This window comes from Streptomyces sp. S.PNR 29 (genome assembly GCF_030386795.1).
Taxonomy (GTDB): domain Bacteria; phylum Actinomycetota; class Actinomycetes; order Streptomycetales; family Streptomycetaceae; genus Streptomyces.
In genome coordinates this window covers 390,600-417,375 of the sequence record NZ_JANUQM010000006.1, presented here as the reverse complement: position 1 = coordinate 417,375, position 26,776 = coordinate 390,600, and the positions used below count along the sequence as shown (strand labels likewise).

The 26,776-nt window shown below is 71.2% G+C and carries 25 protein-coding genes, 1 tRNA gene and 2 pseudogenes; 16 read left to right on the top strand and 12 right to left on the bottom strand.

All coding sequences use genetic code 11. The features are described from left to right. The first annotated feature begins 114 nt into the window (after nt 1-114). Complete coding sequence (locus tag NW895_RS19190; RefSeq protein WP_289936934.1) at nt 115-1,338, top strand: hypothetical protein; 1,224 nt, start codon at nt 115-117, stop codon at nt 1,336-1,338. A gap of 55 nt (nt 1,339-1,393) precedes the next feature. Next, nucleotides 1,394-1,561: pseudogene (locus NW895_RS19185) on the top strand (LuxR C-terminal-related transcriptional regulator); the annotation flags it as partial. 102 nt (nt 1,562-1,663) lie between these two features. Here NW895_RS19185 and NW895_RS19180 read toward each other — a convergent pair. Then, a tRNA-Cys gene (locus NW895_RS19180) sits at nt 1,664-1,735 on the bottom strand. A gap of 195 nt (nt 1,736-1,930) precedes the next feature. Between NW895_RS19180 and NW895_RS19175 the strand changes: the two genes are divergently transcribed. The 5 genes and pseudogenes from NW895_RS19175 to NW895_RS19155 all read left to right on the top strand — a co-directional run bounded on the left by NW895_RS19175 (nt 1,931) and on the right by NW895_RS19155 (nt 7,463). Further along, nucleotides 1,931-3,397, top strand: a complete 1,467-nt coding sequence (locus tag NW895_RS19175) for an MFS transporter (RefSeq protein WP_289936933.1) — start codon at nt 1,931-1,933, stop codon at nt 3,395-3,397. Beyond that, nucleotides 3,364-3,625 (top strand): annotated as a pseudogene (locus NW895_RS19170) (hypothetical protein). Before NW895_RS19175 ends, NW895_RS19170 begins: the two are co-directional and overlap by 34 nt. Before the next feature lie 124 nt (nt 3,626-3,749). Continuing rightward, on the top strand, nt 3,750-5,549 hold the full coding sequence (locus tag NW895_RS19165; RefSeq protein WP_289936932.1) for a DEAD/DEAH box helicase: 1,800 nt from the start codon (nt 3,750-3,752) through the stop codon (nt 5,547-5,549). A 428-nt stretch (nt 5,550-5,977) separates the two neighbouring features. Next, nucleotides 5,978-6,619, top strand: coding sequence for a helix-turn-helix domain-containing protein (locus tag NW895_RS19160; protein WP_289936931.1), 642 nt, complete (start codon nt 5,978-5,980; stop codon nt 6,617-6,619). 52 nt (nt 6,620-6,671) lie between these two features. Beyond that, the gene (locus NW895_RS19155; RefSeq protein WP_289936930.1) at nt 6,672-7,463 is read left to right on the top strand and encodes a S16 family serine protease; all 792 of its coding nucleotides are present in this window, start codon (nt 6,672-6,674) and stop codon (nt 7,461-7,463) included. On the opposite strand, the gene NW895_RS19150 is transcribed toward NW895_RS19155, so the two are convergent. From NW895_RS19150 to NW895_RS19120, 7 genes are all read right to left on the bottom strand, one after another. Further along, nucleotides 7,453-7,641, bottom strand: a complete 189-nt coding sequence (locus tag NW895_RS19150) for a hypothetical protein (RefSeq protein WP_289936929.1) — start codon at nt 7,639-7,641, stop codon at nt 7,453-7,455. The two genes, NW895_RS19155 and NW895_RS19150, sit on opposite strands and share 11 nt — an antisense overlap. Nucleotides 7,642-7,655: 14 nt before the next feature. Next, nucleotides 7,656-8,231 (bottom strand): helix-turn-helix domain-containing protein, encoded by a 576-nt coding sequence (locus tag NW895_RS19145; protein WP_289936928.1) that lies wholly within the window; start codon nt 8,229-8,231, stop codon nt 7,656-7,658. A 135-nt stretch (nt 8,232-8,366) separates the two neighbouring features. Continuing rightward, nucleotides 8,367-9,326: a glycine betaine ABC transporter substrate-binding protein gene (locus tag NW895_RS19140; protein WP_289936927.1), complete on the bottom strand. Its 960-nt coding sequence runs from the start codon at nt 9,324-9,326 to the stop codon at nt 8,367-8,369. Further along, on the bottom strand, nt 9,323-10,102 hold the full coding sequence (locus NW895_RS19135) for an ABC transporter permease (RefSeq protein ID WP_289937030.1): 780 nt from the start codon (nt 10,100-10,102) through the stop codon (nt 9,323-9,325). The genes NW895_RS19140 and NW895_RS19135 overlap by 4 nt, the downstream gene beginning before the upstream one ends. A gap of 47 nt (nt 10,103-10,149) precedes the next feature. Then, the gene (locus NW895_RS19130) at nt 10,150-11,328 is read right to left on the bottom strand and encodes a betaine/proline/choline family ABC transporter ATP-binding protein (protein ID WP_289937029.1); all 1,179 of its coding nucleotides are present in this window, start codon (nt 11,326-11,328) and stop codon (nt 10,150-10,152) included. Between the two features lie 10 nt (nt 11,329-11,338). Then, on the bottom strand, nt 11,339-11,986 hold the full coding sequence (locus tag NW895_RS19125; RefSeq protein ID WP_289936926.1) for an ABC transporter permease: 648 nt from the start codon (nt 11,984-11,986) through the stop codon (nt 11,339-11,341). Nucleotides 11,987-11,992: 6 nt separating this feature from the next. Further along, nucleotides 11,993-12,505, bottom strand: a complete 513-nt coding sequence (locus NW895_RS19120) for an Lrp/AsnC family transcriptional regulator (RefSeq protein WP_289936925.1) — start codon at nt 12,503-12,505, stop codon at nt 11,993-11,995. A gap of 124 nt (nt 12,506-12,629) precedes the next feature. On the opposite strand from NW895_RS19120, the gene hppD reads away from it, so the two are divergent. Both hppD and NW895_RS19110 read left to right on the top strand, forming a co-directional pair. Beyond that, a complete protein-coding gene (gene hppD, locus NW895_RS19115) occupies nt 12,630-13,775 on the top strand; it encodes a 4-hydroxyphenylpyruvate dioxygenase (RefSeq protein ID WP_289936924.1) in 1,146 nt (381 codons plus the stop codon). Between the two features lie 50 nt (nt 13,776-13,825). Beyond that, entirely contained in the window at nt 13,826-14,674 is an 849-nt protein-coding gene (locus NW895_RS19110) for a Teichoic acid biosynthesis protein C (Precursor) (protein ID WP_289936923.1), read from the top strand. 1 nt (nt 14,675) lies between these two features. On the opposite strand, the gene NW895_RS19105 is transcribed toward NW895_RS19110, so the two are convergent. Continuing rightward, nucleotides 14,676-16,079 (bottom strand): tetratricopeptide repeat protein, encoded by a 1,404-nt coding sequence (locus NW895_RS19105; RefSeq protein ID WP_289936922.1) that lies wholly within the window; start codon nt 16,077-16,079, stop codon nt 14,676-14,678. Nucleotides 16,080-16,171: 92 nt separating this feature from the next. On the opposite strand from NW895_RS19105, the gene NW895_RS19100 reads away from it, so the two are divergent. From NW895_RS19100 to NW895_RS19090, 3 genes are all read left to right on the top strand, one after another. Continuing rightward, complete coding sequence (locus NW895_RS19100) at nt 16,172-17,587, top strand: FAD-linked oxidase C-terminal domain-containing protein (protein ID WP_289936921.1); 1,416 nt, start codon at nt 16,172-16,174, stop codon at nt 17,585-17,587. Between the two features lie 168 nt (nt 17,588-17,755). Next, nucleotides 17,756-19,282, top strand: coding sequence for an RDD family protein (locus NW895_RS19095; RefSeq protein WP_289936920.1), 1,527 nt, complete (start codon nt 17,756-17,758; stop codon nt 19,280-19,282). 109 nt (nt 19,283-19,391) lie between these two features. Continuing rightward, nucleotides 19,392-20,072: an RDD family protein gene (locus NW895_RS19090; protein WP_289936919.1), complete on the top strand. Its 681-nt coding sequence runs from the start codon at nt 19,392-19,394 to the stop codon at nt 20,070-20,072. A 22-nt stretch (nt 20,073-20,094) separates the two neighbouring features. On the opposite strand, the gene NW895_RS19085 is transcribed toward NW895_RS19090, so the two are convergent. Then, nucleotides 20,095-20,379 carry a hypothetical protein gene (locus NW895_RS19085; protein ID WP_289936918.1) on the bottom strand — a complete coding sequence of 95 codons (285 nt, stop codon included), beginning with the start codon at nt 20,377-20,379 and terminating at the stop codon, nt 20,095-20,097. Between the two features lie 363 nt (nt 20,380-20,742). On the opposite strand from NW895_RS19085, the gene NW895_RS19080 reads away from it, so the two are divergent. Further along, the gene (locus tag NW895_RS19080) at nt 20,743-23,091 is read left to right on the top strand and encodes an immune inhibitor A domain-containing protein (protein ID WP_289936917.1); all 2,349 of its coding nucleotides are present in this window, start codon (nt 20,743-20,745) and stop codon (nt 23,089-23,091) included. A 122-nt stretch (nt 23,092-23,213) separates the two neighbouring features. Continuing rightward, a complete protein-coding gene (locus NW895_RS19075) occupies nt 23,214-23,576 on the top strand; it encodes a hypothetical protein (protein ID WP_289936916.1) in 363 nt (120 codons plus the stop codon). Between the two features lie 29 nt (nt 23,577-23,605). On the opposite strand, the gene NW895_RS19070 is transcribed toward NW895_RS19075, so the two are convergent. Further along, the gene (locus tag NW895_RS19070) at nt 23,606-24,190 is read right to left on the bottom strand and encodes a nicotinamidase (RefSeq protein WP_289936915.1); all 585 of its coding nucleotides are present in this window, start codon (nt 24,188-24,190) and stop codon (nt 23,606-23,608) included. 145 nt (nt 24,191-24,335) lie between these two features. Then, nucleotides 24,336-25,682 carry a nicotinate phosphoribosyltransferase gene (locus tag NW895_RS19065; RefSeq protein WP_289936914.1) on the bottom strand — a complete coding sequence of 449 codons (1,347 nt, stop codon included), beginning with the start codon at nt 25,680-25,682 and terminating at the stop codon, nt 24,336-24,338. Between the two features lie 110 nt (nt 25,683-25,792). Here NW895_RS19065 and clpS point away from each other — a divergent pair, with 110 nt between their 5' ends. Beyond that, nucleotides 25,793-26,110 carry an ATP-dependent Clp protease adapter ClpS gene (clpS, locus tag NW895_RS19060; RefSeq protein WP_289936913.1) on the top strand — a complete coding sequence of 106 codons (318 nt, stop codon included), beginning with the start codon at nt 25,793-25,795 and terminating at the stop codon, nt 26,108-26,110. Between the two features lie 12 nt (nt 26,111-26,122). Next, nucleotides 26,123-26,734 carry a DUF2017 domain-containing protein gene (locus tag NW895_RS19055; RefSeq protein ID WP_289936912.1) on the top strand — a complete coding sequence of 204 codons (612 nt, stop codon included), beginning with the start codon at nt 26,123-26,125 and terminating at the stop codon, nt 26,732-26,734. Nucleotides 26,735-26,776: the final 42 nt, after the last annotated feature.

The window sequence follows — 26,776 nt, the reverse complement described above, 5'->3', positions numbered from 1 at the left end:
CGGGCGATCGCCCGGACCACTACAACCTCCGGGGCCTCTCAGGTGTCCAGGACATGACCTGGCGGCAAACGGCCTGGTCGCTGTCCTGTCTGTCCCCCCACGAGGAGACCAACCGTGCGTGAGCGCATCCGCCCCGCCGCAGCCGTAGTGGCCGCTGCCGCGATCGCCGCCGCGCTTCCGGCCGTCGCCGCTCCCGCGGCGTATGCCGAGGAGGCCGGACCCGACCTGGTGATCTCGACTCTCCCGAGCGCCGCTCCCAAGCCCGGCGATGTGTACGACAAGTCGGTCACCATCACCAACCGGGGCACGCAGGCCGCGGACGGCGTCACCTTCCGGATGCGGCTGACCCGTGGGCTCGACTTCCCGGAGCCCGTCGAAGGCTGCACCTATTCGACCATCGCCGGCCAGGTCAGGCAGGCGCTGTGCGAACTCGACACGGTCATCGAACCCGGCGCCTCCGTCACCACGCCCGTACGGTTCAAGGCGCTGCCCAAGGCACTGATGGAGGCCGTCGAGTACGGCACCGGGCGCACCGGCGAGGCCCCGGACGAGGGGTTCACCGACAGCTACAAGCGGCTGACCCTGACCGCGGACAGCTCGGCCGACCTCGTCGCGATGGGCGAGGAACCCGAGGGGCTCCCCGGCAGCGGGCAGTCGTTCACGGCAAGGCTGCGCAACGACGGCCCGGGCTGGATCCAGAACCAGGAGAGCGACGACCACCCGGCACTCCTGGTGCGCATCCCGACCGGCACGACCGCCGCCCAAGTACCCGAGGACTGTGCGCCCTTCGGGATCGACGGACCGAGCGGGCCGAAGGGGACACCGGGCAAGCCTCAGTACGTCTGCTGGCCCGCCGACCACACCATCGAGGTCGGCCAGACGCTCGAGTACACCTTCTTCGTGAAGATCGACAAGACCACGGAGGACCCCGTGGGCGAGGTGAAGGCGACCTCCGTCTACGGCATTCACCCGGTATACGACAAGAACCCCGACAACGACACGGCCCGGATCAGGATCGACCTGCCGAGCGACAACGAACCCGTCCCGAGCCCGAGCCCCTCGGAAGGCTCCGCCACCGGCGGCGGTTCGGCAGACGGCGGCTCCGGCTCGGGCGACGACGGCAACGACCCGCAGGGCCAGGCCGCCGGCGGCTCGGGCACGACGGGCTCCACGACGGCGGGTACCTCGACCGGCGGCTCCTCCAGCAGCTCCACCGGCGGCAGCCTGGCCGGCACGGGCTCCGACGGCACCCCGCTCCTCGCCGGCGCGGCAGCCGCCGCGGCAGCACTCGGCGGCCTGCTCGTCTTCGCCGTACGCCGTCGGTCAGCAGCAGGGTGAGCGTGGGGATGAAGGCGCCGTCTACAACGCCCTCGCCGCCGGAGCCGACGGGTTTCTTCTGACCCTGCTGGCCCGAGGCGACAGCAACGCGGACATCGCCACCCGCCTCACCATGCGCGAAAGCACCGTCAAAACCCACGTCAGCCGCATCCTGGCCGCCCTGGAGGTAACCAACCGAGTCCAGGCCGCCCTCCTGGCCCGCGACGCGGGCCTCACCACGTGACGGCAACGGTCGCCCGCTCGGGGCGTCAGGGGCCGTGGCGGGAATCGACCCCGAACGACTCGGGCGCACGGTCGGCTTGGCAGCCGACCGGCGCCCTTTTTGAGGCCGTGGCGGGAATCGAACCCACGTAACTCGCTTTGCAGGCGAGTCCCTAAACCACTCGGGCACACGGCCATCACCGAAGTTCGTCCGCTCGAACTCGGTGAAACGACCGTAGGCCGCCGGCCGACCAGGGCTCAAGGAAACCGCCGGCGCCGCAACGCGACTGCCATACCCCGTTCATGAACGGGGGTCGTAGGACCAAGGTCCCGGCCCGGAGGCATCTCTCGACAGGGGTCAAAGTGGTCCGTGGCCCTTACCCTGACGACCATGACCACCCCCGAGACCTCCGACCTGCCCTCGGCCGATGAGCGCGACGACGAGTACGCCGAGCGCGCCGGCACCGTACTCAGCCGCCCCTACCGCTCCCTGAGCATCGGCATCGTCTCCGTCGTCCTGCTCATCGCCTTCGAGGCGACAGCCGTCGGTACGGCGATGCCGGTGGCGGCGCGGGAGTTGGACGGGGTGTCGCTGTACGCGTTCGCGTTCTCGGGGTTCTTCACCACCAGCCTGTTCGGGATGGTGCTGGCGGGGCAGTGGTCGGACCGGCGTGGGCCGCTCGGTGCGCTCACCACGGGGATCGCCGCCTTCGCGGCCGGGCTGCTGCTGGCGGGGACGGCGACGGCGATGTGGCTGTTCATCGCGGGGCGGGCCGTGCAGGGGCTCGGCGGCGGACTGGTGATCGTCGCGCTGTACGTCCTCGTCGGCCGCGCCTACCCGGAGCGGCTGCGCCCGGCCATCATGGCGGCGTTCGCGGCGAGCTGGGTCGTCCCGTCGATCGTCGGCCCGCTGGCCTCGGGCGCGGTGACCGAACACCTCGGGTGGAGGTGGGTGTTCGTCGGGATCCCGGTCCTGGTCGTCTTCCCGCTGGCGCTCGCCCTGCCGCAGATACGGCGCCGTGCCTCCGGCCCGGTGGAGAAGGCACCGGCCGCGGACGGGACCGGACCCGCCGCCTCCTTCGACCGCCGCCGTATCCGCCTCGCCCTCGGCATCTCCCTCGGCGCCGGACTGCTGCAGTACGCCGCCCAGGACCTGCGGTGGGTCTCGCTCGTCCCCGGCGTGGCAGGGGCGTTACTGCTCGTCCCGGCCGTCCTCGGGCTGCTCCCGCGCGGCACCTACCGGGCGGCCCGGGGCCTGCCCTCCGTCGTGCTGCTGCGCGGTATCGCCGCCGGTTCGTTCGTCTCCGCCGAGTCCTTCGTCCCGCTGATGCTGGTCACCCAGCGGGGGCTGTCCCCGACGCTCGCCGGCTTCTCGCTCGCCGCGGGCGGTGCGACGTGGGCGCTCGGCTCGTGGATGCAGTCCCGGCAGCGGGCGGAACCGTACCGGGAACGGCTGATGACGCTGGGGATGGTGCTGGTGGCGGCGGCCATCGCCACGGCACCGAGCGTGCTGATCGACGCCGTGCCCGTCTGGATCGTGGCCGTCGCCTCGGCCTTCGGCTGCTTCGGCATGGGCCTGGTCATCTCCTCCACCAGCGTGCTCCTGCTCCACCTCTCCGCCCCCGAGGAGGCCGGCACCAACTCCGCCGCCCTCCAGATCTCCGACGGCCTCACCAACGTCGTCCTCCTCGCCGCGACCGGCGCCGCCTTCGCCGCCCTCGGCGGCGGCACCGTCAGCCACACGGCCACCCACGCCTCGGCCGGCCACCCCGCCGCGTTCGCCGCGGTGTTCCTGCCGATGGCGGTCGTGGCGCTGGTGGGGGCTTGGGTGACGACGCGACTGCGTGCCGCGCCCTGAGTGGTACCTCCGTCGACGACCAGAGGGTTGTCGTGCGCGACGTGGGCTTGCTGGAACGAGCGCACGGCGTGGGTGTCCTGCGTCGTCTTCCTCGCCATGAAAGGCGTGCAGCTGAGGCCGGACATCGACGGTGCCGAGCGTCTCGTCATCGCAGTCGCCACGGGCAGCATGGACGAAGCCAAGGCGATCGCCGAGGTGTTGCGGGAGCTGGCCGAGCAGGGGGTGTGACGTCGGTCCCACCCTCGGGCGAGGCGGCCTGGTCCGCGCGTTGACAGCGCCGGGCCGCCGGTAGGGTGGCCCGGTTGTCATACCCAGCCGAGTCGCTCGACCCATCTCGACCCATACGGAGACCGTGACTACCACCGCCAGCTCCAGCTCCTCGCACCACCTGTCCCCGGCCTTCCCCGGCCGCGCCCCCTGGGGCACCGCCAGCAAGCTGCGTGCCTGGCAGCAGGGGGCGATGGAGAAGTACATCCAGGAGCAGCCGCGTGACTTCCTGGCGGTCGCCACCCCCGGCGCCGGCAAGACCACCTTCGCGCTCACGCTGGCCTCCTGGCTGCTGCACCACCACGTCGTGCAGCAGGTGACCGTGGTCGCGCCCACCGAGCACCTCAAGAAGCAGTGGGCGGAGGCGGCCGCGCGCATAGGCATCAAGCTGGACCCCGAGTACAGCGCCGGGCCGCTCGGCAAGGAGTACCACGGGGTCGCCGTCACCTACGCCGGCGTCGGCGTGCGGCCCATGCTGCACCGCAACCGCGTCGAGCAGCGCAAGACCCTCGTCATCCTGGACGAGATCCACCACGCCGGTGACAGCAAGTCCTGGGGCGAGGCCTGTCTGGAGGCCTTCGAGCCCGCCACCCGCCGCCTCGCCCTGACCGGTACGCCGTTCCGGTCCGACACCAACCCCATCCCCTTCGTCACGTACGAGGAAGGCAACGACGGGATCCGGCGGTCCGCCGCCGACTACACGTACGGGTACGGATCGGCCCTCGCCGACGGGGTCGTCCGCCCGGTCATCTTCCTCTCCTACAGCGGCAACATGCGCTGGCGCACCAAGGCCGGCGACGAGGTCGCGGCACGGCTCGGCGAGCCCATGACCAAGGACGCCATCAGCCAGGCGTGGCGTACGGCGCTGGATCCGCGCGGCGAGTGGATGCCGGCCGTGCTGCGCGCCGCCGACCAGCGGCTGACCGAGGTCAGGAAGGCCATCCCCGACGCGGGCGCGCTCGTCATCGCCTCCGACCAGGACTCCGCGCGCGCGTACGCCAAGCTGATCCGTGAGATCACCGGCAGCAAGGCGACCCTCGTGCTGTCCGACGACGCCGGCGCGTCCTCGCGGATCGACGAGTTCAGCGGCAACACCGACCGCTGGATGGTCGCCGTCCGCATGGTGTCCGAGGGCGTCGACGTGCCCCGGCTCGCGGTCGGGGTGTATGCGACGACCATCTCGACGCCGCTGTTCTTCGCGCAGGCCGTCGGCCGTTTCGTACGGTCCCGGCGGCGCGGCGAGACCGCCTCCGTGTTCCTGCCGACCGTGCCGGACCTGCTCTCCTTCGCCCATGAGATGGAGCGCGAGCGCGACCACGTCCTCGACAAGCCCAAGAAGGGCGGCGAGGAGGAGGACCCGTACGCCGAGTCCGAGAAGGAGATGGAGGAGGCGAACAAGCAGCAGGACGAGGACACCGGCGAGCAGGACATGCTGCCCTTCGAGGCGCTGGAGTCCGACGCCGTCTTCGACCGGGTCATGTACAACGGCGCCGAGTTCGGCATGCAGGCCCACCCGGGGAGCGAGGAGGAGCAGGACTACCTCGGCATCCCGGGCCTGCTGGAGCCCGACCAGGTGCAGCTGCTGCTGCAGAAGCGGCAGGCCCGGCAGATCGCGCACAGCCGCAAGAAGCCGGACGAGGAGGCCGACCTGCTCGAACTGCCCGCCGAGCGGCGGCCGGTGGTCTCGCACAAGGAGATGATGGAGCTGCGCCGCCAGCTCAACACGATGGTCGGGGCGTACGTCCACCAGAGCGGCAAGCCGCACGGCGTCATCCACACCGAGCTGCGCCGGGTGTGCGGCGGCCCGCCGGCCGCCGAGGCCACGGCGGGGCAGCTGCGGCAGCGGATCGCCAAGGTGCAGGAGTGGGCGACCCGGATGCGGTGACGACGCCGGCCTGATCCACACAACAGGGCTCAGCCCTGACGGGCGTATGACGTGCGGGTTTGTGGGGCGCGGGTCCTGGTGACGGGGCGCGCGCCCCTCGTCGTGCGCGCTCGGTGGTGCGCGCCGTATGCAGGGATTGCGTATGGCACAAGCTGGGCCCTGTACGTATCCGGACAAAGGCAGGTACTTCATCCCGGCCAATGCCCGGATTCTGGACGGAGCCTTCCGCTCAGCGAACCCGCTTCGCTACTGTCCCGCTACGCACACGCCCCGTGGCAGCGCCGCCGCGGAGCGCAGCCGTGAAGCGACGCGGTCCGGACAGGCCGGGCCGCCGGCCGATCGGCGGCCTCTGACGCGCGTCGCCGACGGGACTCGGTGACGCATCGCCGCGAGGGGGCCGCCGACCTCACCACTAAGGAGTGGGCGTCGTGACCGCGGAGACCTCCCAGACGCTCGACAGAGGACTGCGCGTCCTCAAGCTGCTGGCCGACACGGATCACGGGCTGACCGTGACCGAGCTTTCCCACAGACTCGGAGTGAACCGGACTGTCGTGTACCGGTTGCTCGCCACGCTGGAACAGCACGCGCTGGTACGCCGTGATCTGGGCGGGCGGGCCCGGGTGGGGCTCGGGGTGCTGCGGCTGGGCCGCCAGGTGCATCCGCTGGTGCGGGAGGCGGCGATGCCGGCGCTCAGGTCGCTGGCGGAGGACATCGGGGCGACGGCTCATCTGACGTTGGTGGACGGGACGGACGCGCTGGCCGTGGCGGTGGTCGAGCCGACGTGGACGGACTACCACGTGGCGTACAGGGCGGGGTTCCGGCATCCGCTGGACCGGGGCGCGGCCGGCAGGGCGATCCTCGCGGCCCGGCAGCAGCCGATGGCCGAGCCCGGGTACACGCTGACGCACGGGGAGCTGGAGACGGGGGCGTGCGGGGCGGCCGCGCCGCTGGTCGGGGTGACGGGCGTCGAGGGCAGTGTGGGAGTGGTGATGCTGGCGGACGTGGTGCCGGAGAGGGTGGGGCCGCGTGTCGTGGACGCGGCGAAGGAGGTTGCCGAGGCCCTGCGCTGATCCGTCGCCCACCGGCCGATGGCCGGAAATCGTCGTCCCGTAGATTGATGACGTGCTCTCTCGTTTCACCCGACCCCGGGCCGTCGCCGTCTGCGCCCTCCCCGTCGTGGCTCTGCTCGCCACGGCGGCGTTCGCGCCGCTGCCGTTCTCCGTGGCGCAGCCCGGTCTGACGGCGAATGTCCTCGGCGCGAACAAGGGCGTCCCGGTGATCACGATCTCGGGTGCGAAGACCCGGGACACGAGCGGGCAGCTGCGGATGACGGCCATCGTGGCGACCGGCCCGGACGCGCACATCTCGCTGACCGACCTGATCGACGGCTGGTTCCGCACCGACCGCGCGGTCATGCCCCGCGACGCGGTCTACCCGAGCGGCGACAACGTCGAGGAGATCGAACAGCACAACGCGGAGCAGATGAAGGAGTCCCAGGACGACGCCACCCGGGCCGCGCTGAACTACCTCGACCTCAGCGACAAGAACGTCAAGGTCACGCTGAAGCTCGCCGACGTCGGCGGCCCCAGCGCCGGCCTGCTCTTCTCCCTCGGGATCATCGACAAGCTGAAGGGCGACGGCAGCGGCGGCGACCTCACGGGCGGTCGCACCATCGCCGGTACGGGCACGATCAGCGCCGACGGCACGGTCGGCGCCGTCGGCGGCGTGTCCCTCAAGACGCAGGCCGCCCGGCGGGACGGGGCGACCGTCTTCCTGGTGCCGAAGGCGGAGTGCGGTGAGGCGGAGGCGGAACTGCCGAAGGGGCTGCGGCTGATTCCGGTGACCACGCTGAAGAGCGCGGTGAACTCTCTGGTGGCGCTGGAGAGCGGGAAGGGTTCCGTGCCTAGCTGCTAGGGGCGAGGGCCGGCTTCGGGGTGGCGAGGCGGAGCCCTAATTCCACGAGGGTCCAGCCGAGGCGGATCCGGAGGTCATGGGGACGCCTGGCTTCAGCGGCGAGGCGGTGGGCCTCGGCCTGGGCGTGGAGTTCGGCGGCGCGGGTGTGGTGCAGGGCGAGGTGGATGTCGGGCTGCATCGGGTTGTCGCCTTTCACAGAGTGCGGGAGCTGGGGAACACGTGCGTGTGGATGCGTACCGTCCGCGCGCCGGGGGTGTCCTCGGGGAGAGGGCGGTAGCTCTCGATGAGCTCGTGCATCTTCTGGATGAGTTCACGGGCCATCTCGGGCGTGAGCCGCCCGCTGAAGTCGCTCAGATCGCTCGCGCTGTCCCATTCCTCGGGCAACTCGTGCTGGGTGCCGAGCCACGTGGCGATCTCCTGCGTGTGGACGTTGGCGACTTCGTAGCGGAACACGGCGGCGGCTCCGCGCACCTCAGGGTCGGGATCCCTGAGCAGGGTCTCGTCGAACATCAGGCCCTGATCGACCGCCTGCCACCACCGCTCCCGCCCCTTGCCGTGCTCCGGCGCGTCCTCGATGAAGCCGTGCGCGGCGAGCTGGCGCAGGTGGTAGCTGGTCGCACCGCTCGACTCGCCCAGCTTCTGCGCGAGTTGGGACGCGGTGGCGGGTCCTTCGCGCCGTAGGGCGACGAGCAGCTGCATACGCAGGGGGTGGGCGAGGCCGCGCAGTGAGCGGGCGTCGAGCAGTCGGGGGCGCAGCTCTTCGGGCATGCGGACAAAGTAATGTTGCAAAGACTCCTTTGCAACAGGTTTTTTGCATCGCCTTCTTCGCATCGCCCTCTTCGCGTCGATGTCTTCGCGTCGATGTCTTCGCGTCGACGTCTTCGCGTCCTGCCCCCGAAGCCCCTACTCCACGAACCCCTCCTCCCTCATCCACTCCAACGCCACCCGATGCGGGTCCTCCCCCTCCACATCCACCTTCGCGTTCAGCCTCCGCGCCACCGAGTTGTTCAGCCTCTCGGTGATCGGGGCCAGGACGTCGGCGATCGCCGGCCACTTCTTCAGGGTGCCGGAGTTGATCTCGGGTGCCGCGTTGTAGTTGGGGAAGAACTTCCGGTCGTCCTCCATCACCACCAGGTCCATCGACCGGATGCGCCCGTCGGTGGTGAACACCTCCCCGTAGGTGCAACTCCCCTTGGCCACCTGCGTGTAGACGATCCCGGTGTCCATCTGCGTGATGTTTCCCGCCGGCACACGCATCCCGTACGCCTTCCGCATCCCCGGCAGCCCGTCCGCGCGGTTGGCGAACTCGCCCTCCACGCACAGGGTCACGGCGCCGGGGTCGGACTGCGCGAGCCTGGCCACGTCCGACAGGGTCCTGGTGCCGTACTTCTCGAAGGCGGCCCGGTTCATGGCCAGCGCGTAGGTGTTGTTCAGCGACGCCGGCGGCAGCCAGGTCAGCCCGTTGCGCAGGTCGGCGTCGCGCACCGCCCGCCACTGCTGCTGCGGGTCGGTGAGGGGCTCGCCGTTGCCCAGGTAGGTGATCCAGGCGGTGCCCGTGTAGTCGTACAGGGCGTCGACGTCACCGCTCGCGACCGCCTCGCGGACACCGATGGAGCCCTGGATGCCGGTGCGGTCCAGGACGTCGGCGCCGGCCGCCTGGAAGGCGATGCCCATGATGGCGCCGAGGACGAGGTTCTCGGTGAACGCCTTCGCCGTCACCGTCAGTTCCGCGCCCTTGAGCGGCTCCCCCCGCCCGACCGAGCCCGGCCGGACCGCGTCGACCATGGGGGAGCCGCTGCTCAGACCGCAGCCGGACGCCGCCACCAGCACCCCGGCGAGCAGCAGACACGTACGCCGTCTCATGTCGCCGCCTCCAACCCCCTTGGTCTGAGGAGCAGTTCGGCCAGCGAGGCCAGCCAGTCGACCAGCAGGGCGAGGACGACCGTGAGGACCGAGCCCAGCACCAGCACCGGCATCCGCTGGTTGGTGATGCCGGTGGTGATCAGCACGCCCAGGCCACCGCCCCCGCCGAAGGCCGCCAGGGTGGCCGTACCGACGTTCAGGACGAGGGCGGTGCGGACGCCCGCGAGGACCAGCGGGACGGCCAGCGGGAGTTCGACGCGCGTCAGTACTCCGAGCGGGCTCATGCCGATGCCCCGGGCCGCCTCCAGCAGGGTGGGGTCGTTGGACTTCAGGCCCGCGACGGTGTTCGACAGCACCGGCAGGACGGCGTAGGCGACGATGCCGATCAGGGCCGCCTTCCGGCCGATGCCGAGCCAGATCACCAGCAGCGCGAGCAGGCCGATCGCCGGCGTCGCCTGGCCGACGTCGGCGAGTGCCGTCGCGAACGGCGCCGCCTTCCGCAGCGCCCGCCGCGTCAGCAGGACGCCCAGCGGGATCGCGATGACCAGCACCAAGAAGGTGGACACGGCGGTGAGCTGGATGTGCTGCCACAGGGCCTGGGAGACCTGGCCCTTGGACAGCGCGTTGGCGGAGACCGCGTCCAGGCCGGCCCGCCGGAACCAGAGCCAGGTCGCCAGCAGCACCGCCACCAGGAACGCCGGCAGGAAGGTCAGCTTCTGCCAGGTGACCCGCCCGGCCGCGTGAGCCGGCGACGGGACCCCGGTCGCCGTACCCACCCCCGTTGCCGCATCCACCTCGGCAGCCGTCCCCACCTCGGCGGCGGTCACGCTCTCACCTCCGCGTCCGCCAGGTCCTGCTGTTGATCCAGCGCGTCGAGGCGGTCGGCCTCCAGCAGCGCGCGTACGGAGTTCATCAGCGTCTCCATGTCGACGACGCCCGTGTACTCGCCGTGCCGCCCGGTGACGGCGACCCGTCCCGCGTGGTCGGTGAGGACCGCCTCCAGCGCGTCCCGAAGCGTCGCGTCCCGGGTGACCGTGTCGTGCACGAGCGTGCCCGCCCGCGCCAGCGAGCCCCTGGCCCGCATCAGGTCACCGCGCCTGAGCCACTTGTAGGGGCGGCCTCGCCTGTCCAGCAGCAGCACCTCGTTGGTGCCGCTGGAACGGAGCCGGCCCAGGACGGTCTGCAGCGGGTCGTCCACGGTCACCGTCGGACAGTCGGTGATCCTCATGTCCCGCACGCGCGTCAGGTTGAGCCTCTTCAGCGCCCCGCCCGCGCCCACGAACCCGGACACGAAGGCGTCCGCCGGGGCGGCCAGGATCGCCTCCGGGGTGTCGAACTGGGCGATCCCCGACCGCTCCCGCAGCACCGCGATCCGGTCGCCGAGCTTGATCGCCTCGTCGAAGTCGTGCGTGACGAACACGATCGTCTTGCGCAGTTCGTGCTGCAGCCGGATCAGCTCGTCCTGGAGGTGCGCCCGGGTGATCGGATCGACGGCACCGAACGGCTCGTCCATCAGCAGCACCGGCGGATCGGCGGCCAGGGCCCTCGCCACACCGACCCGCTGCTGCTGTCCGCCGGAGAGCCGGCGCGGATAGCGGTCGCGGAACTCGCCGGGGTCGAGTCCGACGAGGTCGAGCAGCTCCTCCACCCGGGCCCGGACCCGCGCCTTCGGCCAGCCGATCATCCTGGGCACCAGCGCGATGTTCTGCGCGACCGTCATGTGCGGGAAGAGACCGGAGGACTGGATCGCGTACCCCACCTGCCGGCGCAGCCTGACCGGATCCATGCCGCTGACGTCCTCGCCGTTGATCCGGATGCGGCCGCTGGACGGCTCGATCAACCTGTTGATCATCTTGAGCGTCGTCGACTTCCCGCACCCCGACGGGCCGACCAGGACGACCGTCTCGCCCGCCTTGATCTCCATGCTCACGCCGTCCACGGAGGGGTGCGGGCTGCCGGGATACCGCTTGGACAGGTTCTCCAGCTCGATCGTCGCGCCCATGGTGCCGAAGTCAGACACGGATCCCCCTCGGAATGGTCAGCCGCCCGACCAGCACGTACGCGGCGTCGAACAGCAGCGCCAGGACGATGATCCCGAGCGTGCCCGCGAGTACCTGGTTGAGCGCGTTCTCGCTGCCCAGCGAGCCGATGCCGCGGAAGATCTCGTTGCCGAGGCCGGGGCCGGAGGCGTACGCCGCGATCGCCGCGATGCCCATCAGCATCTGCGTCGAGACCCGCACCCCGGCCAGGATCGGCGGCCAGGCCAGCGGCAGCTCCACCCGCAGCAGCCGGGCCGCGCGGGACATCCCGATACCGCGGGCCGCGTCCACCAGCGCCGGGTCGACACCGCGCAGCCCGACGACCGCGTTGCGCACGACCGGCAGCAGCCCGTACAGCGTCAGCGCGGTCACCGTCGGCGGCACGCCCAGGCCCAGGAGCGGGATCAGCAGGCCGATCATGGCGAGCGACGGGATGGTCAGCAGGGCCGAGGCCGCCGCGGTCGCCAGGGTGCCGGCCCACTCGCTGCGGTAGGTGACGACGCCGATCAGCACCCCGAGCACGGTCGCCACGGCCATGCACTGGAAGACGGCGCTCGCGTGCTGGCAGGCGTCCACGAGCAACTGCTGGTGGCGACTGCTCAGGTACTCCCAGAAGTTCACATCCGCTCACCCCGGGTCGGTAGGGCCTGTGAAAGGCCCCTGGGTCTTCCTCCGGTCCTCGGCCGCCTGCTCCACCAGCGGGATGATCCGCAGCGGAACGGGGTTCTCCATGACGATCGCCGTGGAGGCCCGGACGATGCCATCAAAACCGACAACCCGGTCGATCACCCGCTGGAGATCGGCGTTCGAGCGAGCCACCAGCCGGCACAGCATGTCCCCGGTGCCGGTGGTCGTGTGCAGCTCCAGCACCTCCGGCACCGTCGCCAAGTGCGCCCGTACGTCCGCCCCTTGCCCCTGCCGGATCTGCAGCGTCGCGAACGCGGTGACCGGGTAGCCGAGCGCCGCGGGATCCACCTGGGGCCCGAACCCGCGGATGACTCCGTTCGACTGAAGCCGGTCCAGGCGCGCCTGCACGGTCCCCCGGGCCACCCCCAGCCGCCGGGACATCTCCAGCACGCCGATGCGCGGTTCACGTGCCAGCAGCACGATGATCCGCCCGTCCAGATGATCGATCGCCACTAGGGCCCTCCCTGGCTGGTCATCATGTACAGAACGTCCGCAGAAACGGACCAGGCACTGGTCAGATTGCCCACTGAACGGGCGAACTATTGCGCACCTTGCCGATGGGGGAGACCCTGCGGCTATGACGCAGACCACACACCACACTCCCGACACCGTCCGGCAGGCCGACCCCTTCCCGGTCAAGGGAATGGACGCGGTCGTGTTCGCCGTGGGCAACGCCAAGCAGGCGGCGCACTACTACTCCACCGCTTTCGGCATGCGGCTGGTGGCCTACTCCGGACCGGAGAACGGCAGCCGCGAGACCGCCAGTTACGTTCTGGAGAACGGCTCCGCCCGCTTCGTGTTCACCTCGGTCATCAAGCCCGACACCGACTGGGGCCACTTCCTCACCCGGCATGTGGCCGAGCACGGCGACGGCGTCGTCGACCTCGCCATCGAGGTCCCGGACGCCCGCCGCGCCTACGCCTACGCGCTGGAGCACGGCGCCCGCTCGGTGGCCGAACCCTACGAGCTGAAGGACGAGCACGGCACGGTCGTCCTCGCCGCGATCGCCACCTACGGCGAGACCCGCCACACCCTGGTCGACCGCTCCGGCTACGACGGCCCGTACCTCCCCGGCTACGTCGCCGCGGCGCCCCTCGTGGAGCCCCCCGCCCACCGCACCTTCCAGGCCATCGACCACTGCGTCGGCAATGTCGAGCTCGGCCGGATGAACGAGTGGGTCGGCTTCTACAACCGGGTCATGGGCTTCACCAACATGAAGGAGTTCGTGGGCGACGACATCGCCACCGAGTACAGCGCGCTGATGTCGAAGGTCGTCGCCGACGGCACCCTGAAGGTGAAGTTCCCGATCAACGAGCCCGCCGTGGCGAAGAAGAAGTCGCAGATCGACGAGTACCTGGAGTTCTACGGCGGCGCGGGCGTCCAGCACATCGCGCTCAACACCAACGACATCGTGCAGACGGTACGGACGATGCGCGCGGCCGGGGTCCAGTTCCTCGACACCCCCGACTCCTACTACGACACCCTCGGCGAGTGGGTCGGCGACACCCGCGTCCCCGTGGAGACCCTGCGCGAGCTGAAGATCCTCGCCGACCGCGACGAGGACGGCTACCTGCTGCAGATCTTCACCAAGCCCGTCCAGGACCGCCCGACCGTTTTCTTCGAACTCATCGAGCGGCACGGTTCGATGGGCTTCGGCAAGGGCAATTTCAAAGCGCTGTTCGAAGCGATCGAGCGGGAGCAGGCGAGGCGGGGCAACCTGTAACAGGACCGACCTGGGACAGGACAGGTTCCCCGCGGGACATCGGGGGGACCGTGGACGAGCGCATCGACCTGACGGCGCCGGCCGTCCGCCGGCTGTGGAAGAAGGCACTGCGGGAGCCCACGGTCCTGCAGTCCTTCGCCTTCGACGAGGCGCACCAGCACCTGTACGTCGTCCAGGTCCGCCGGGGCGGCGCCGCCGCCGGGAACCTGTGCCTGAACAAGCTCGACCTGGAAGGCAACCGGCTCGGCCACATGTACCTGCACGGCTTCGGGCACGGCGTCAGCACGGGCGTGCAGAACGCCGCCGACGGCACCGTCTGGATCTGGACCGAGGCCGACGCCGAGGGCGGCTACGGCCAGGGCGTCACCCGCTTCCGCTTCTTCCACGGCGCCGTCCGCACCGGCGCGGACGTCAAGATCCGTCACTCGATACCGGGATCCACCAACAACCAGCCGTCGGTGTGCATGGCCTCGGGCCGCATCGCCGTCCGCTACCGCACCGGCGGCACACCCCGCTACCGCGTCTGGGACCTCGACGCGTTCGTCGCCCGCGACTACGGCCGGCCCCTCGCCGACCTCCCGCAGACCGGCGCCCACCCCGACCCGGCCGTCCCCTTCCAGGGCTACGCCCTGCACGGCGACCACATCTACCAGCTGGCCGGAACGGCCTACGACGACGCCACCAACCCGCCCGCCGAGCACGGCAACACGTACCTCTCCTGCCTCGACATCCGCACCGGCGACCTGGTGCAACGCCAGCGCACCGAGGCCGGCCACTCGCTCGACTTCCGCGAACCGGAGGGCCTCGCCGTCCGCCACAAGCCCCACCCCCGGCTGTACATCGGCCTCGCCTCCGGCGCGCTGGGAGCCCGCCGCTTCTCCCTCTACTCCAAGCCGTGAGCTACTCCGGCACGTCCCCGGCCGGCGGCTCGCCCAGCTCCTCCAGCGCCGCCCGCGCCTCGGACACATGGACCGGCGAGAAGTACGGGTTGATCCGCAGCGCCTCCTGAAGATGCCGCCGGGCGGGCCCGAACAGCCCCAGCTCCCGCTCGATCATCCCCCGGTGATAGGCGTACGGCGCACTGCGCACCCCACCCCCGTGCGCCTTGTCCGTCGCGATGCGCGCGAACCGCAGCGCCTCGTCGCTCTGCCCGGCGCGGTGCAGCGCCCAGCCCAGCGCGTCGGCCACCGCGATCCCCGGCTGCCGCCGCCACTCGTCCCGCAGCCGCCGCACCGCGGCCGGCGCCTCCCCGTGGTCCGCCTCGAACTGCCCGAGCACCAGCTCCTCGTCGGCCCCGCCCTCGGCGGCCTTGTACACCAGCGACCGCAGCAGGTCGTACTGCACCCGGGCCGCCTGCTCCAGCCCCAGCGACTCGTACAACTCGCCCAGCTCCAGGGCGTACTGCGGACACGGCTGCTTGGACAGCGCCACCTGGTACGCGGTCAGCGCCTCCGAGGTCCGCCCCAGCGCCGCCAGCGCACGAGCCTGCCCGGCCTGCGCGGCCCGCTGGTCGGGGTCGATCCGCACCGCCTCCTGGAAGTGCCGCAGCGCGGCCTCCCGGTCCCCGCGCTCCCAGGCCAGCTGCCCGGCCCGCTCCAGATACGCCGCCCGCTCCGCCGGAGCCCGGGCCCCCGCCGCCGCGTCGGCGAGCTGGGCCGCCGCGTCCTCCCGCCAGCCCCGGTCCCGGTACACGGCCGCGGCCCGCGCCATGACGGCCGGGCCGGAGTGCAGCTCCATGAGCCGGTCCAGCGTCCGCCGCGCGGCCTTGTAGTCGCCGAGCCCGGTGTACGCCTCGATCAGCAGCGCCCGCGTCGTCCACCGCTTCGGCGCTACCTTCCGCGCGGCCTCCCCCCACTTCCTGGCCGCGGGGAAGTCCCGCCGCACGACCGCCAGCGCCGCCAGCCCGTCCAGCGCCTCCACGTTCCGCCGCCCCCGCACCTTCAGCGACTCACGCAGCGCCTCCTCGGCCTTCGGGTAGTACGCGGGGTCCGCCGTCCGCCGCCCCTGCTCCACATAGGCCGCCCCGAGCACGGCCCAGGACCGCGCGCTCTCCGGATGCCGCCGCACCCGCACCCGCTGCTCGCCGATCAGCGCCGCGAGGTCGGGCAGCGCGGCCGGCACCCCGGTGGTGACCGCGCTGCGCGTCTGCGCCGCCGTCCCCTTCGCGGCCGACGGCGCCTGCGTCCGCTCCCAGGGCAGCAGCACCAGCACCCCACCGAGCGCGACACATCCGGCGACCGAGGCGGCCACGGCGATCAGCACCCGCCGGGCACGGCGTGGCGGCGGCTCCTGTTCCTTCTCCATGGCGCTTACTGTGCGTCAGTACGACGAGCACATCCCGGCATACGGCGGTCGGCGCAGACGGGGTTCACACCGATGGCCCCGGGTGCGACGCTGTGATCATGAGCCGCATCGAAGCGCCCCGCCCCGAAGGCACGGCCATGACCGGCACCCTCCTCGACCGTCTGCTGAGCGGCCTGCCGGCCGAGGCGGTCCTCACCGACCCCGACGTCACCGCCTCCTACGCAAACGACATGGCGAGCTTCTGCCCGGCCGGCACCCCCGCCGTGGTGGTCCTGCCGCGCACCGCCGAACAGGTGCAGCACGTCATGCGCACCGCCACCGAGCTGCGCGTCCCGGTCGTCCCGCAGGGCGCCCGCACCGGTCTGTCCGGCGCGGCCAACGCCACCGACGGCTGCATCGTGCTGTCCCTGACCCGGATGGACCGGATCCTTGAGATCGACCCGGTCGACCGCATCGCCGTCGTCGAGCCCGGCGTCATCAACGCCACCCTCTCCCGCGCGGTGAACGAACACGGTCTGTACTACCCGCCGGACCCCTCCAGCTGGGAGATGTGCACCATCGGCGGCAACATCGGCACCGCCTCCGGCGGCCTGTGCTGCGTCAAGTACGGGGTGACGGCCGAGTACGTCCTCGGTCTGGACGTCGTCCTCGCCGACGGACGCCTGATGTCCACCGGCCGCCGCACCGCGAAGGGCGTCGCCGGGTACGACCTGACCCGCCTGTTCGTCGGCTCCGAGGGCTCGCTCGGCATCGTCGTCCGGGCCGTCCTGGCGCTGAAACCGCAGCCGCCCCAGCAGCTGGTGCTCGCCGCGGAGTTCCCCTCGGCGTCCGCCGCCTGCGACGCCGTCTGCGGGATCATGGCGGGAGGGCACGTCCCCTCACTCCTCGAACTCATGGACCGTACGACGGTCAAGGCGGTCAACGACCTGACCCACATGGGCCTGCCCGAGACCACCGAGGCCCTGCTCCTCGCCGCCTTCGACACCCCTGACCCGGCCGCCGACCTCGCCGCCGTCGGTGCGCTGTGCGAGGCCGCCGGCGCGAGCCAGGTCGTGCCCGCCGACGACGCCGCCGAGTCCGAACTCCTCCTCCAGGCACGGCGGTCCTCGCTCGTCGCGCTGGAAGCCGTCCGGGGCACGACGATGATCGACGACGTGTGCGTGCCCCGTTCCCGGCTCGGCGACCTGATCGACGGCGTCGAGGCGATCGCCGAGAAGCACCGGCTCACCATCGGTGTCGTCGCCCACGCGGGTGACGGCAACACCCACCCGACGGTCTGCTTCGACGCCCAGGACCCCGACGAGTGCCGGCGCGCCCGCGAGTCCTTCGACGAGATCATGGCCCTCGGCCTGGAACTCGGCGGCACCATCACCGGCGAGCACGGCGTGGGCGTGCTGAAGAAGGAGTGGCTGGCGCGGGAGATCGGCCCGGTCGGCGTGGAGATGCAGCGGGCGATCAAGCAGGTCTTCGACCCGCTCGGCCTCCTCAACCCGGGCAAGCTGTTCTGAGGCACGGGTAGGCGGAAGTTTTTTCGGGCCTTGTCCTCCAAGAGTGAAGGACCTGTACGAGGTTGCCCGGAAAAGAGCGGGTCCGGCGGGACTGGCGGTGGGGGTTGCGCTCGTCTGATAGATGTGGAGCCCCCCATCCCACCTTCGAGCAGATACCGGACGACGGACATGAGCGCCCCAACCCCGGCCCCCGGTGACGACAGGCCCCGCGAAGGGTATTACCCGGACCCGTCCATCCCTGGATACGTCCGGTACTGGAACGGTGCCGCCTGGGTGCCGGGCACCAGCCGTCCGGCGCCCAAGGACGGCGAACCGCTCGCCCCACCGCCCGGCGTGCGCCCGGCGCAGCCCGCCGTCGAGGAGACCGGGCCGCACTTCTTCGACGAGGACCCGGTCGACGGGGCCTCTCCGCCCGAGTCCCAGCACGGCAGCCGTCCCGAACCGGCGTCCGCCTGGGGCGCCGACCGCTCCCGCCAGTCCGGCTTCGGCGGCGACCAGGACCGCCGCGTCTCCTGGGGCTCCCCGCAGAGCGCCGACCCGAGGGTGCCGCACCCGTCCCGCCCCGCCGACGACGGGCCCGACGAGGCCCGGCCGGCCGACGCCCCCGCCCAGCAGCCGGACGGCCTGTCCGCCCGCACGGACGGCACGGCGACGATCCCGCCGGCCGCGTCGGACCGGGACGCGGGCAGCACGTTCGTGTTCCGCCGGCCGACGGCCACACCCGGGGGAGCGGGGGCCTCCGGCGGCGGGGCTTCCGGACCCGGTGCCGGTACTCCCGGCGTCCCTGGTCCCGGCGGCCCCGCCTCCGACGAGGGCACGATGACCTTCCGCGCCGTCTCACCGCGCACGGGACAGCCCGGCGGCGGAGCGGCCGGGAGCACGGGCGCGCCACACCACGGTTCCGGCGCCCCCGGCTTCGGTGCCGGCAAGGCCGCCGCCGCTCGCGCGGCCGCCGCGCAGGCAGCCGCCGGGGCCCAGGCCCCCACGGCCGACCCGGCGGCTCCGTCCGGTCCGCAGTCCGTCCCCGCCACCCCGCAGCACCCAGCCCCCGCTCCCGGACCCACCCCGCTGACGTCCGGACCCGGCGGCGGTCAGTCCTCCTGGGCCCAGCAGGTGCACCGCCTCGCGGGGACCCCCGGCGACGAGCAGCCCGTCGCGCCCTGGAAGCCGCCGGTCGAGGACGTCTTCCAGGCGGCCGCCCGGCGGCAGGCGGCGGCCCGGCCCGCGCCGATCGGCAAGCGCCTGGCCGCGCGGCTGCTGGACACCGTCGTCCTCGCGGGCGTCACCGCCGTGGCCGCCGTCCCGCTGGGCACCAGAGCGATCGACCACGTCAACGACAAGATCGACGCGGCCAGGCTCTCCGGCGAGACCGTCACCGTCTGGCTGCTCGACGGCACGACGTCCCTGTACCTCGGCATCGTCCTCGCCGTCCTGCTGCTCTTCGGCGTCGTCTACGAGGCGCTGCCCACCGCCAAGTGGGGCCGCACCCTCGGCAAGAAGCTGCTGGGTCTTGAGGTGCGGGACATCGAGGGCCACGAGGCCCCGGACTTCGGCGCCGCCCTGCGCCGCTGGCTGGTCTACAGCGTCCCCGGCCTCCTCGTCGTCGGGATCGTCGGTGTCGTGTGGTGCCTGTTCGACCGGCCGTGGCACCAGTGCTGGCACGACAAGGCCGCGCACACGTTCGTCGCGGGCTAGGGGGCCTCTGACGCCCCCTCGGCCCCCTCCCCCGAGGGAGACCTGAGGCGGTACCCCGGACGGCCGCCCGCCGGATGCGGAGCCGGAGGGTTCGCGGTCGACTCGGGCCATGAGCAGCGAACCGCCCCCCGGCTCCGGCATGCCGCCAGAAGACGACCCGTTCAGGAAGCAGCCCCCTCCCGGGGAACCCGGTGGCCCCGAGGGCCCCGCAGGGCCGGGCGGTCCCGGAGCTCCCGGGGCGGGCGCGGGCTCGCCGTACGACACCCCGCCCGGCGGCCAGCCCCCGCCCTACGGAGGCGGCCCCTACGGCGGCGGTGACCAGCCCACCGATCCGCTCGCCGGCATGCCCCCGCTCGCCGACAGCGGCAGGCGCACGCTCGCCCGGCTCATCGACATGGTGCTCGTGGGGATCGTCGTCTGGCTGCTCAGCTGGGGCTTCGGTGTCACCGAGTACACCGTGGACGGCGACGAGATCGAGGTCGGCAAGTCGTTCGGGCAGTCGATCATCGCCGCCGTGCTCTACATCGCCTACGACACCGTCCTGATCTCCAGGACCGGACAGACCCTCGGCAAGAGGTGGCTGGGCATGCGCGTGGCCGACCTCGACAACGGGGCCACGCCCTCCGTGCAGACCTCGCTGACGCGCGCGGCGGTGCTGTGGCTGCCCTTCGCCTTCTGCTGCGCCTGCGTCTGGACCATCATCGCGGGCGGCTGGAGCTTCTTCGACAGGCCCTACAAGCAGGGACTGCACGACAAGGCGGCCAGGACGGTGGTGGTCAGCACCCGTTGACGCGGCCCTGAAGGCCGGTCGGTCAGGAGGCCGCCCGCTCGCGCACCGGCTCGGACCTGACCGGGGTGAGGGAGACGGGGGCGGCCGCCCGCACGGTGTCCTTGGTGGCGGGACGTTCCTGCGCGGCCGTACGGGACCTGGGCTGCCGTACCGTCAGGGCGACCAGCAGTCCGAGGGCGAGCGCCGCGACCGCGATCACGGCGATCCCCGCACCCGAACTCGTCTGCGACAGCAGCAGCATGGCGAGTGTCGAGAAGATCACGGTGCACGAGCCGTAGGCGAGTTGGGCGGCAGACGGACGGGGCATGGCAATCGTGTCCTCGGAAGTGGGGGCGGGGGTCGCGGACAGGCCTCTAATCGCCTGCATGCCCGAGTGGAGCGAACGGTAAGCGTGACCTAACCAACAGTGCCGGTGCACGGGGGGCGCACGGAGTCATGCCGTCCGGTACGTGGACGGTCCTGCGCGCCTACTGGACGGCGCATCCGGTGTCCGTAAAGCGAACGCCGGCTCCGCATAGTGCAATTGACTTGTTCAAGTCAAGGTCTGTCTTTTCTCGTTAACCTCTAGTCAAATGTCGTCACTTGACTACACGCGTTGACCACGCGCGCGCGGACACCTCCACCACAGGACTCCTTCCTCCGCGCGCACGAACGCGGGGGAGGAACTCAAGTGACCAGCAGACCCTGGACCTTCAGAACGGCCGCGATAGGCGTCACGCTCGCCACGGCCGCGGCGACGCTCTCCACCTTCGCGGTGGCGCGGGCCGACGAAGGCCCCTCGGCGGCGTCCGTACAGCGGACCGACCCGGCCGACCGCGCCCACTCCGACCAGGAGCACGATCTGGAAGGCCCGCTGAGCAAGACTCAGGCCGCCCAGCGAGAAGAAGCCCTGAAGCAGGTCATATCGGGCGATGCCACGGTCAAGAACCGTGACGGCTCGAAGGTCGTGCAGCTGAAGAGCAAGAAGGGCAAGAGCAAGTACGTCGAGCTCGGCCGCGAGAAGACCGACAAGATCTTCACGATCCTGGTCGAGTTCGGCGACCAGGTCGACAGCCGCTACGGTGGCACCCCCGGCCCGCTGCACAACCAGATCGCCGAGCCGGACCGCAAGCAGGACAACTCCACGGCCTGGCAGGCGGACTACGACCGCGAGCACTTCCAGGACCTGTACTTCGGCGACGGCACCGCCTCGATGAAGACGTACTACGAGAAGCAGTCCTCGGGCCGCTACTCGATCGAGGGCGAGGTCTCGGACTGGGTCAAGGTCCCCTACAACGAGGCTCGTTACGGCTCCAACAAGTGCGACCCCGACAACTGCGCCTGGTACGCGGTCGCCGACGGCGTGAGCGCCTGGGTCTCCCAGCAGAAGGCGGCCGGGAAGACCGACGCCGAGATCAAGGCCAAGCTCGCCCAGTACGACCAGTGGGACCGCTACGACTTCGACGGCGACGGCAACTTCAACGAGCGCGACGGCTACATCGACCACTTCCAGGTCGTCCACGCCGGCGAGGACGAGTCCGCGGGCGGCGGCGCGCAGGGCGACGACGCCATCTGGGCCCACCGCTGGTACGCGTTCGGCACCGACGCCGGCGCCACCGGCCCCGAGTTCAACAAGCTCGGCGGCACCCAGATCGGCGACACCGGCCTCTGGGTCGGCGACTACACCATCCAGCCGGAGAACGGCGGACTCGGCGTCTTCGCCCACGAGTACGGCCACGACCTCGGTCTGCCGGACCACTACGACACCACCAACACGGGCGACAACTCCACCGGCTTCTGGACCCTGATGTCCTCCGGCTCCTGGCTCGGCACCGGCAAGGACACCATCGGCGACCTGCCCGGCGACATGACCGCCTGGGACAAGCTGCAGCTCGGCTGGCTCAATTACGACACCGCCAAGGCCGCGACGAAGTCCAAGCACAAGCTGGGCGTCGCCGAGTACAACACGAAGAACAAGCAGGCCCTCGTGGTCGAGCTGCCCAAGAAGCAGGTGACCACCGAGATCGTGGCGCCCGCACAGGGCGCGAACCAGTGGTGGAGCGGCAACGGCAACAACCTCGCCAACACCCTGACCCGCTCCGTCGACCTCACCGGCAAGTCCTCGGCCACCCTCACGCTCGACGGCTGGTACGACATCGAGGCCGACTTCGACTACCTCTACACCGAGGTCTCCACCGACGGCGGCGCCACCTGGACGGCGGTCGACGGCACGGTCGACGGCACGGCGATCCCGCGCGACGCCAGCGGCAAGCCGGCGCTGACCGGCTCCTCCGCCGAGCACCGGAAGCTGGCGTACCCGCTGGACGCGTACGCGGGCAAGAAGATCGACCTGCGCTTCCGCTACCAGACCGACGGCGGCGTGGCCCCGAAGGGCTTCACGGCCGACGAGATCACCGTCACCGCCGACGGCAGCGCCCTCTTCTCCGACAACGCGGAGAGCGCGGACGCGGCCTGGACGGCGAAGGGCTTCTCCCGCATCGGCGCGTCCATCTCGGACGACTACGACCAGTACTACATCGCCGAGAACCGCCAGTACGTGTCGTACGACAAGACCCTCAAGGTCGGCCCGTACAACTTCGGCTTCCAGAACACGCGTCCGTCCTGGGTGGAGCACTACCCGTACCAGAACGGCCTGCTGATCTGGAAGTGGGACACCTCCCAGAAGGACAACAACACCACTCAGCACCCGGGCAAGGGTCTGATCCTGCCCATCGACTCGCACCCGGCCGCGCTGAAGTTCTCCGACGGCACGCTGATGCGCAACCGCGTCCAGTCCTACGACTCGCCGTTCAGCCTCTACCGGACGGACGGCATCACGCTGCACAACGCGGGCGTCGCGACCCGGATCCCCTCCTCCAAGGGTGTTCCGCTCTTCAACGACCACACCGGCACGTACTACGACAAGTCCAACCCCACCGGTGGCGTCGAGATCACTGACACCAACACCACGATCAAGATCGTCAAGGAGGCCAAGGACGGCTCCACGATCTCGCTCCAGGTCGGACGCGCAGTGAAGTAGGCGACGTTTTCGCAGGTCAGAAGGTGATCGGCGGTGACCCCCTGGCGGGTTGCCGCCGATCCGTGTTTAGGTGCGTGCTGTGGTTCCCTTATTGACACCGGCTGACACGGGGGTGTGACCGCATGGCCGCAGGAGGATTCTGCAAGCTGCCGAACGGCACGGTGGTGGTGGCGCTCAACCTGCCCACCCCCGCCGCCGCCGGACCTGGTGGGGGTCCCCCCTCCGGGGGCGTGCGCGTGCTCGTGCACGCCGTGAACCGGGCGCGCGCCCTGACCAGGCTGCGCAACCTGGGCATGGGCGCGGTCTACCTGCGGGGCAACGCCGCCCCGCCGACCCCGGACGAGATCACGGCGGTCCTGCACCACCCGGACGGCCTGATATGGCGCACGTCCCCCACGGGCGGCGTCACGACCGGCCCGGAACTCGTCCAGGAGCTGTGGCACCCGATCCGGTCCCTGCTGAGACGCCCGACGCCGCAGGCGTAGGCCGCCGCCCTGTCCAGGCCGTGCACGTCCTACACGACGGGCTTGCCCGACAGCTCGACCCCCGCCTCGCGCAGCTCCTCCAGCGCCCGCTGCGTGGTCTCCTCGGACACCCCGGCGGTCAGGTCGAGCAGGACCTGGGTGCGAAAGCCCTCCCGTACGGCGTCCAGCGCGGTGGCCTTCACGCAGTGGTCCGTCGCTATGCCCACGACGTCCACCTCGTCGATCTCCCGCGCGCGCAGCCAGTCGGCCAGCGTCACGCCGTTCTCGTCGGTGCCCTCGAAGCCGCTGTAGGCCGCCGCGTACGCCCCCTTGTCGAAGACGGCGTCGATCGAGCCGGAGGCGACGGCCGGGGCGAAGTTCGGGTGGAAGCCGACCCCTTCCGTGCCGGCGACGCAGTGCGCGGGCCAGGAGCGGACGTAGTCGGGGTTGTCGGCGAAGTGGCCACCGGGTGCGATGTGGTGGTCGCGGGTGGCCACGACATGGCGGTAGCCGGCCGGTGCCTGCCCGATCAGCTCGGTGATGGCGGCGGCCACGTCGGCGCCCCCGGCCACCGCAAGGCTGCCCCCCTCGCAGAAGTCGTTCTGCACGTCTACGACGATCAAGGCGCGGCGCATGGTCGGTGTCCTTCGACTATGGAGACTGTGGGGTCGGGGGGAATCTGCGGAGCAAGCGATGCGGCCCGGCCGGTGAACTTCCGAGCCTATTGAGTTCGGTGGCGGATCGGGAGGGGCTCTGCGGGGCGTACGCGGGGCACCCGCTTTAGCTACCCGAGAGCCCCTGGACGTACTCCGTCGGAATGACGGGTTCCCCGCGCGAGAGCTGCGTGGCGGAGAGCGGCAGGTTCGCGCGTGCGCCTGCGTGCCGCTCACGTGCGACGTCCAGCGGCTCGCGTGCGACCACTTCGCCCCCCTTGACCAGCTCGACCAGCAGCTGCCGGTCGGCGAGTTCGTCCGGCACGGGTCCGGTGCCGATCACCTCGGCTTCGGCGACCCCGTACGCGTCGAACCGTCGCGCGGCCCACTTGCGGCCGCCGAGGGACGTCTTGCCGCCGGTGGACTTCTTGGCCACCGGCATCAGCGGCGCGTCCGCGCCGGTGGACTCGGCGCGGGCGACCAGCTTGTAGACCATCGAGCTCGTCGGGTGGCCGGAGCCGGTCACCAGCTGGGTGCCGACGCCGTACGCGTCCACGGGCGCCGCCGCCAGCGAGGCGATCGCGTACTCGTCCAGGTCGGAGGTCACGATGATCTTCGTGTCCTTCGCGCCCAGCGCGTCCAGCTGTTGCCGCACCCGGTGCGCGACCAGCAGCAGGTCGCCGGAGTCGATGCGCACCGCGCCCAGTTCGGGCCCGGCGATCTCGACGGCCGTACGGACGGCCTCGGCGACGTCGTAGGTGTCCACCAGCAGCGTCGTGCCCCGGCCGAGCGTGTTCACCTGGGCCTGGAAGGCGTCCCGCTCGGTGTCGTGCAGCAGGGTGAAGGCGTGGGCGGAGGTGCCGACGGTGGGGATGTTGTAGCGGAAGCCCGCGGCCAGGTCGGAGGTGGAGGCGAAGCCGCCGACGTACGCGGCCCGGGACGCGGCCACCGCGGCCAGCTCGTGGGTGCGCCGGGCGCCCATCTCGATCAGCGGGCGGTCACCGGCGGCCGACGACATGCGGGAGGCGGCCGCGGCGATCGCGGAGTCGTGGTTGAGGATCGACAGGATCACCGTCTCCAGCAGCACGCACTCGGCGAAGGTGCCCTCGACCCGCAGGATCGGCGAGCCCGGGAAGTACACCTCCCCCTCGGGATAGCCCCAGATGTCGCCGCTGAAGCGGTAGTCGGCGAGCCACGTCAGGGTCTCCTCGTCGACGATGCCCTGCCTGCGCAGGAAGCCGAGGACGCCCGCGTCGAAGCGGAAGTTCTCGACCGCGTCCAGTACCCGGCCGGTGCCCGCCACGACGCCGTAGCGGCGCCCGTTCGGCAGCCGCCGGGTGAAGACCTCGAACACGCTCCGCCGCCCGGCCGTGCCCGCCTTCAGCGCGGCCTGCAGCATGGTCAGCTCGTACTGGTCCGTGAAGAGCGCCGTCGAGGGAACGTCCACCGGCAGCCCAAGGTCCGCTGTGTTCATGGCAGTGGATCGTACTCCAGATTTCGTCAGTTTGACGATTTCGGTTCGGATGCTGGTCGGAGGGGGCACGCGGGGGCCCGTTTGTGCGACTACCCCCCTCCAGTGGCAGCATGGGTGATGTGACGTCACCCGCTCCCCTAGAGATCGAACGTACCGAGTCGGCGGAGGAGGTCTTCGCCGTCCCCGAGCCCGACGTCCCCTGGGTCACGATCGTCCACAACGACCCGGTCAACCTCATGAGCTATGTGACGTACGTCTTCCAGACGTACTTCGGCTACTCCAAGGACAAGGCCACCAAGCTCATGCTCGACGTCCACCACAAGGGCCGGGCGGTCGTCTCCAGCGGCACTCGCGAGGAGATGGAACGCGACGTGCAGGCGATGCACGGCTACGGTCTGTGGGCCACCCTCCAGCAGGACCGGAAGTAGCGATAACCCCTGATGCCAGGAACCTTCGAACCGCTCCCCGGCGGCGGCGCGGCCGTCGCCCTCGACGACGTCGAGATCTCCATCATCCGGTCGCTGGCCGTGCAGCTGTTGGAGCTCATCGGTCCCGGCCCCGCCGAGGACGCCCCCGACGACCCGCTCGCCGACCTGTTCGCCGAGGGGCCGAGCGAGCCGCCCGCCGATCCGGTGCTCAGGCGCCTCTTCCCGGACGCCTACAGCGACCCTGAGGAGGTGCCGGCGTCCCCGCAGGAGGCGGAGGAGCGACGGGCGTACTCCGCGGAGTTCCGCCGCTTCACCGAGAACGACCTCAGGGCCGGCAAGCGCGACAACGCCCTCGCGGTGATCCGCTCGCTGGACGAGCTGGCGTCGGCGGGCGAGGGCGGGGCGGTGCTCAAGCTGTCGGCCGAGGAGTCCCAGCGGTGGCTCGGCGCCCTCAACGACCTGCGCCTGGCGATCGGCTCCCGGCTGGAGATCACCGACGAGGACGAGACCGACCTCCTCTACCGCCTGCCGGACGAGGACCCGCGCAAGCCGATGGTGATGGCGTACCTGTGGCTCGGTGGGCTCCAGGAGACTCTTGTCTCGACACTTATGCGCGATCTGTGACGTTCTGGTGTTCGCTCAGCGGACGCTCAAATCCGGATAACG

What these genes read in the sequence shown, in the direction of transcription:
- NW895_RS19175 (WP_289936933.1), top strand. Translation starts at nt 1,931, where the DNA reads ATGACCACCCCCGAGACCTCCGACCTGCCCTCGGCCGATGAGCGCGAC.
- NW895_RS19150 (WP_289936929.1), bottom strand. Translation starts at nt 7,641, where the DNA reads ATGCAGCCCGACATCCACCTCGCCCTGCACCACACCCGCGCCGCCGAA.
- NW895_RS19145 (WP_289936928.1), bottom strand. Translation starts at nt 8,231, where the DNA reads ATGCCCGAAGAGCTGCGCCCCCGACTGCTCGACGCCCGCTCACTGCGC.
- NW895_RS19140 (WP_289936927.1), bottom strand. Translation starts at nt 9,326, where the DNA reads ATGAGACGGCGTACGTGTCTGCTGCTCGCCGGGGTGCTGGTGGCGGCG.
- NW895_RS19130 (WP_289937029.1), bottom strand. Translation starts at nt 11,328, where the DNA reads ATGGGCGCGACGATCGAGCTGGAGAACCTGTCCAAGCGGTATCCCGGC.
- hppD (WP_289936924.1), top strand. Translation starts at nt 12,630, where the DNA reads ATGACGCAGACCACACACCACACTCCCGACACCGTCCGGCAGGCCGAC.
- NW895_RS19105 (WP_289936922.1), bottom strand. Translation starts at nt 16,079, where the DNA reads ATGGAGAAGGAACAGGAGCCGCCGCCACGCCGTGCCCGGCGGGTGCTG.
- NW895_RS19095 (WP_289936920.1), top strand. Translation starts at nt 17,756, where the DNA reads ATGAGCGCCCCAACCCCGGCCCCCGGTGACGACAGGCCCCGCGAAGGG.
- NW895_RS19090 (WP_289936919.1), top strand. Translation starts at nt 19,392, where the DNA reads ATGAGCAGCGAACCGCCCCCCGGCTCCGGCATGCCGCCAGAAGACGAC.
- NW895_RS19085 (WP_289936918.1), bottom strand. Translation starts at nt 20,379, where the DNA reads ATGCCCCGTCCGTCTGCCGCCCAACTCGCCTACGGCTCGTGCACCGTG.
- NW895_RS19075 (WP_289936916.1), top strand. Translation starts at nt 23,214, where the DNA reads ATGGCCGCAGGAGGATTCTGCAAGCTGCCGAACGGCACGGTGGTGGTG.
- NW895_RS19070 (WP_289936915.1), bottom strand. Translation starts at nt 24,190, where the DNA reads ATGCGCCGCGCCTTGATCGTCGTAGACGTGCAGAACGACTTCTGCGAG.
- NW895_RS19065 (WP_289936914.1), bottom strand. Translation starts at nt 25,682, where the DNA reads ATGAACACAGCGGACCTTGGGCTGCCGGTGGACGTTCCCTCGACGGCG.
- clpS (WP_289936913.1), top strand. Translation starts at nt 25,793, where the DNA reads ATGGGTGATGTGACGTCACCCGCTCCCCTAGAGATCGAACGTACCGAG.
- NW895_RS19055 (WP_289936912.1), top strand. Translation starts at nt 26,123, where the DNA reads ATGCCAGGAACCTTCGAACCGCTCCCCGGCGGCGGCGCGGCCGTCGCC.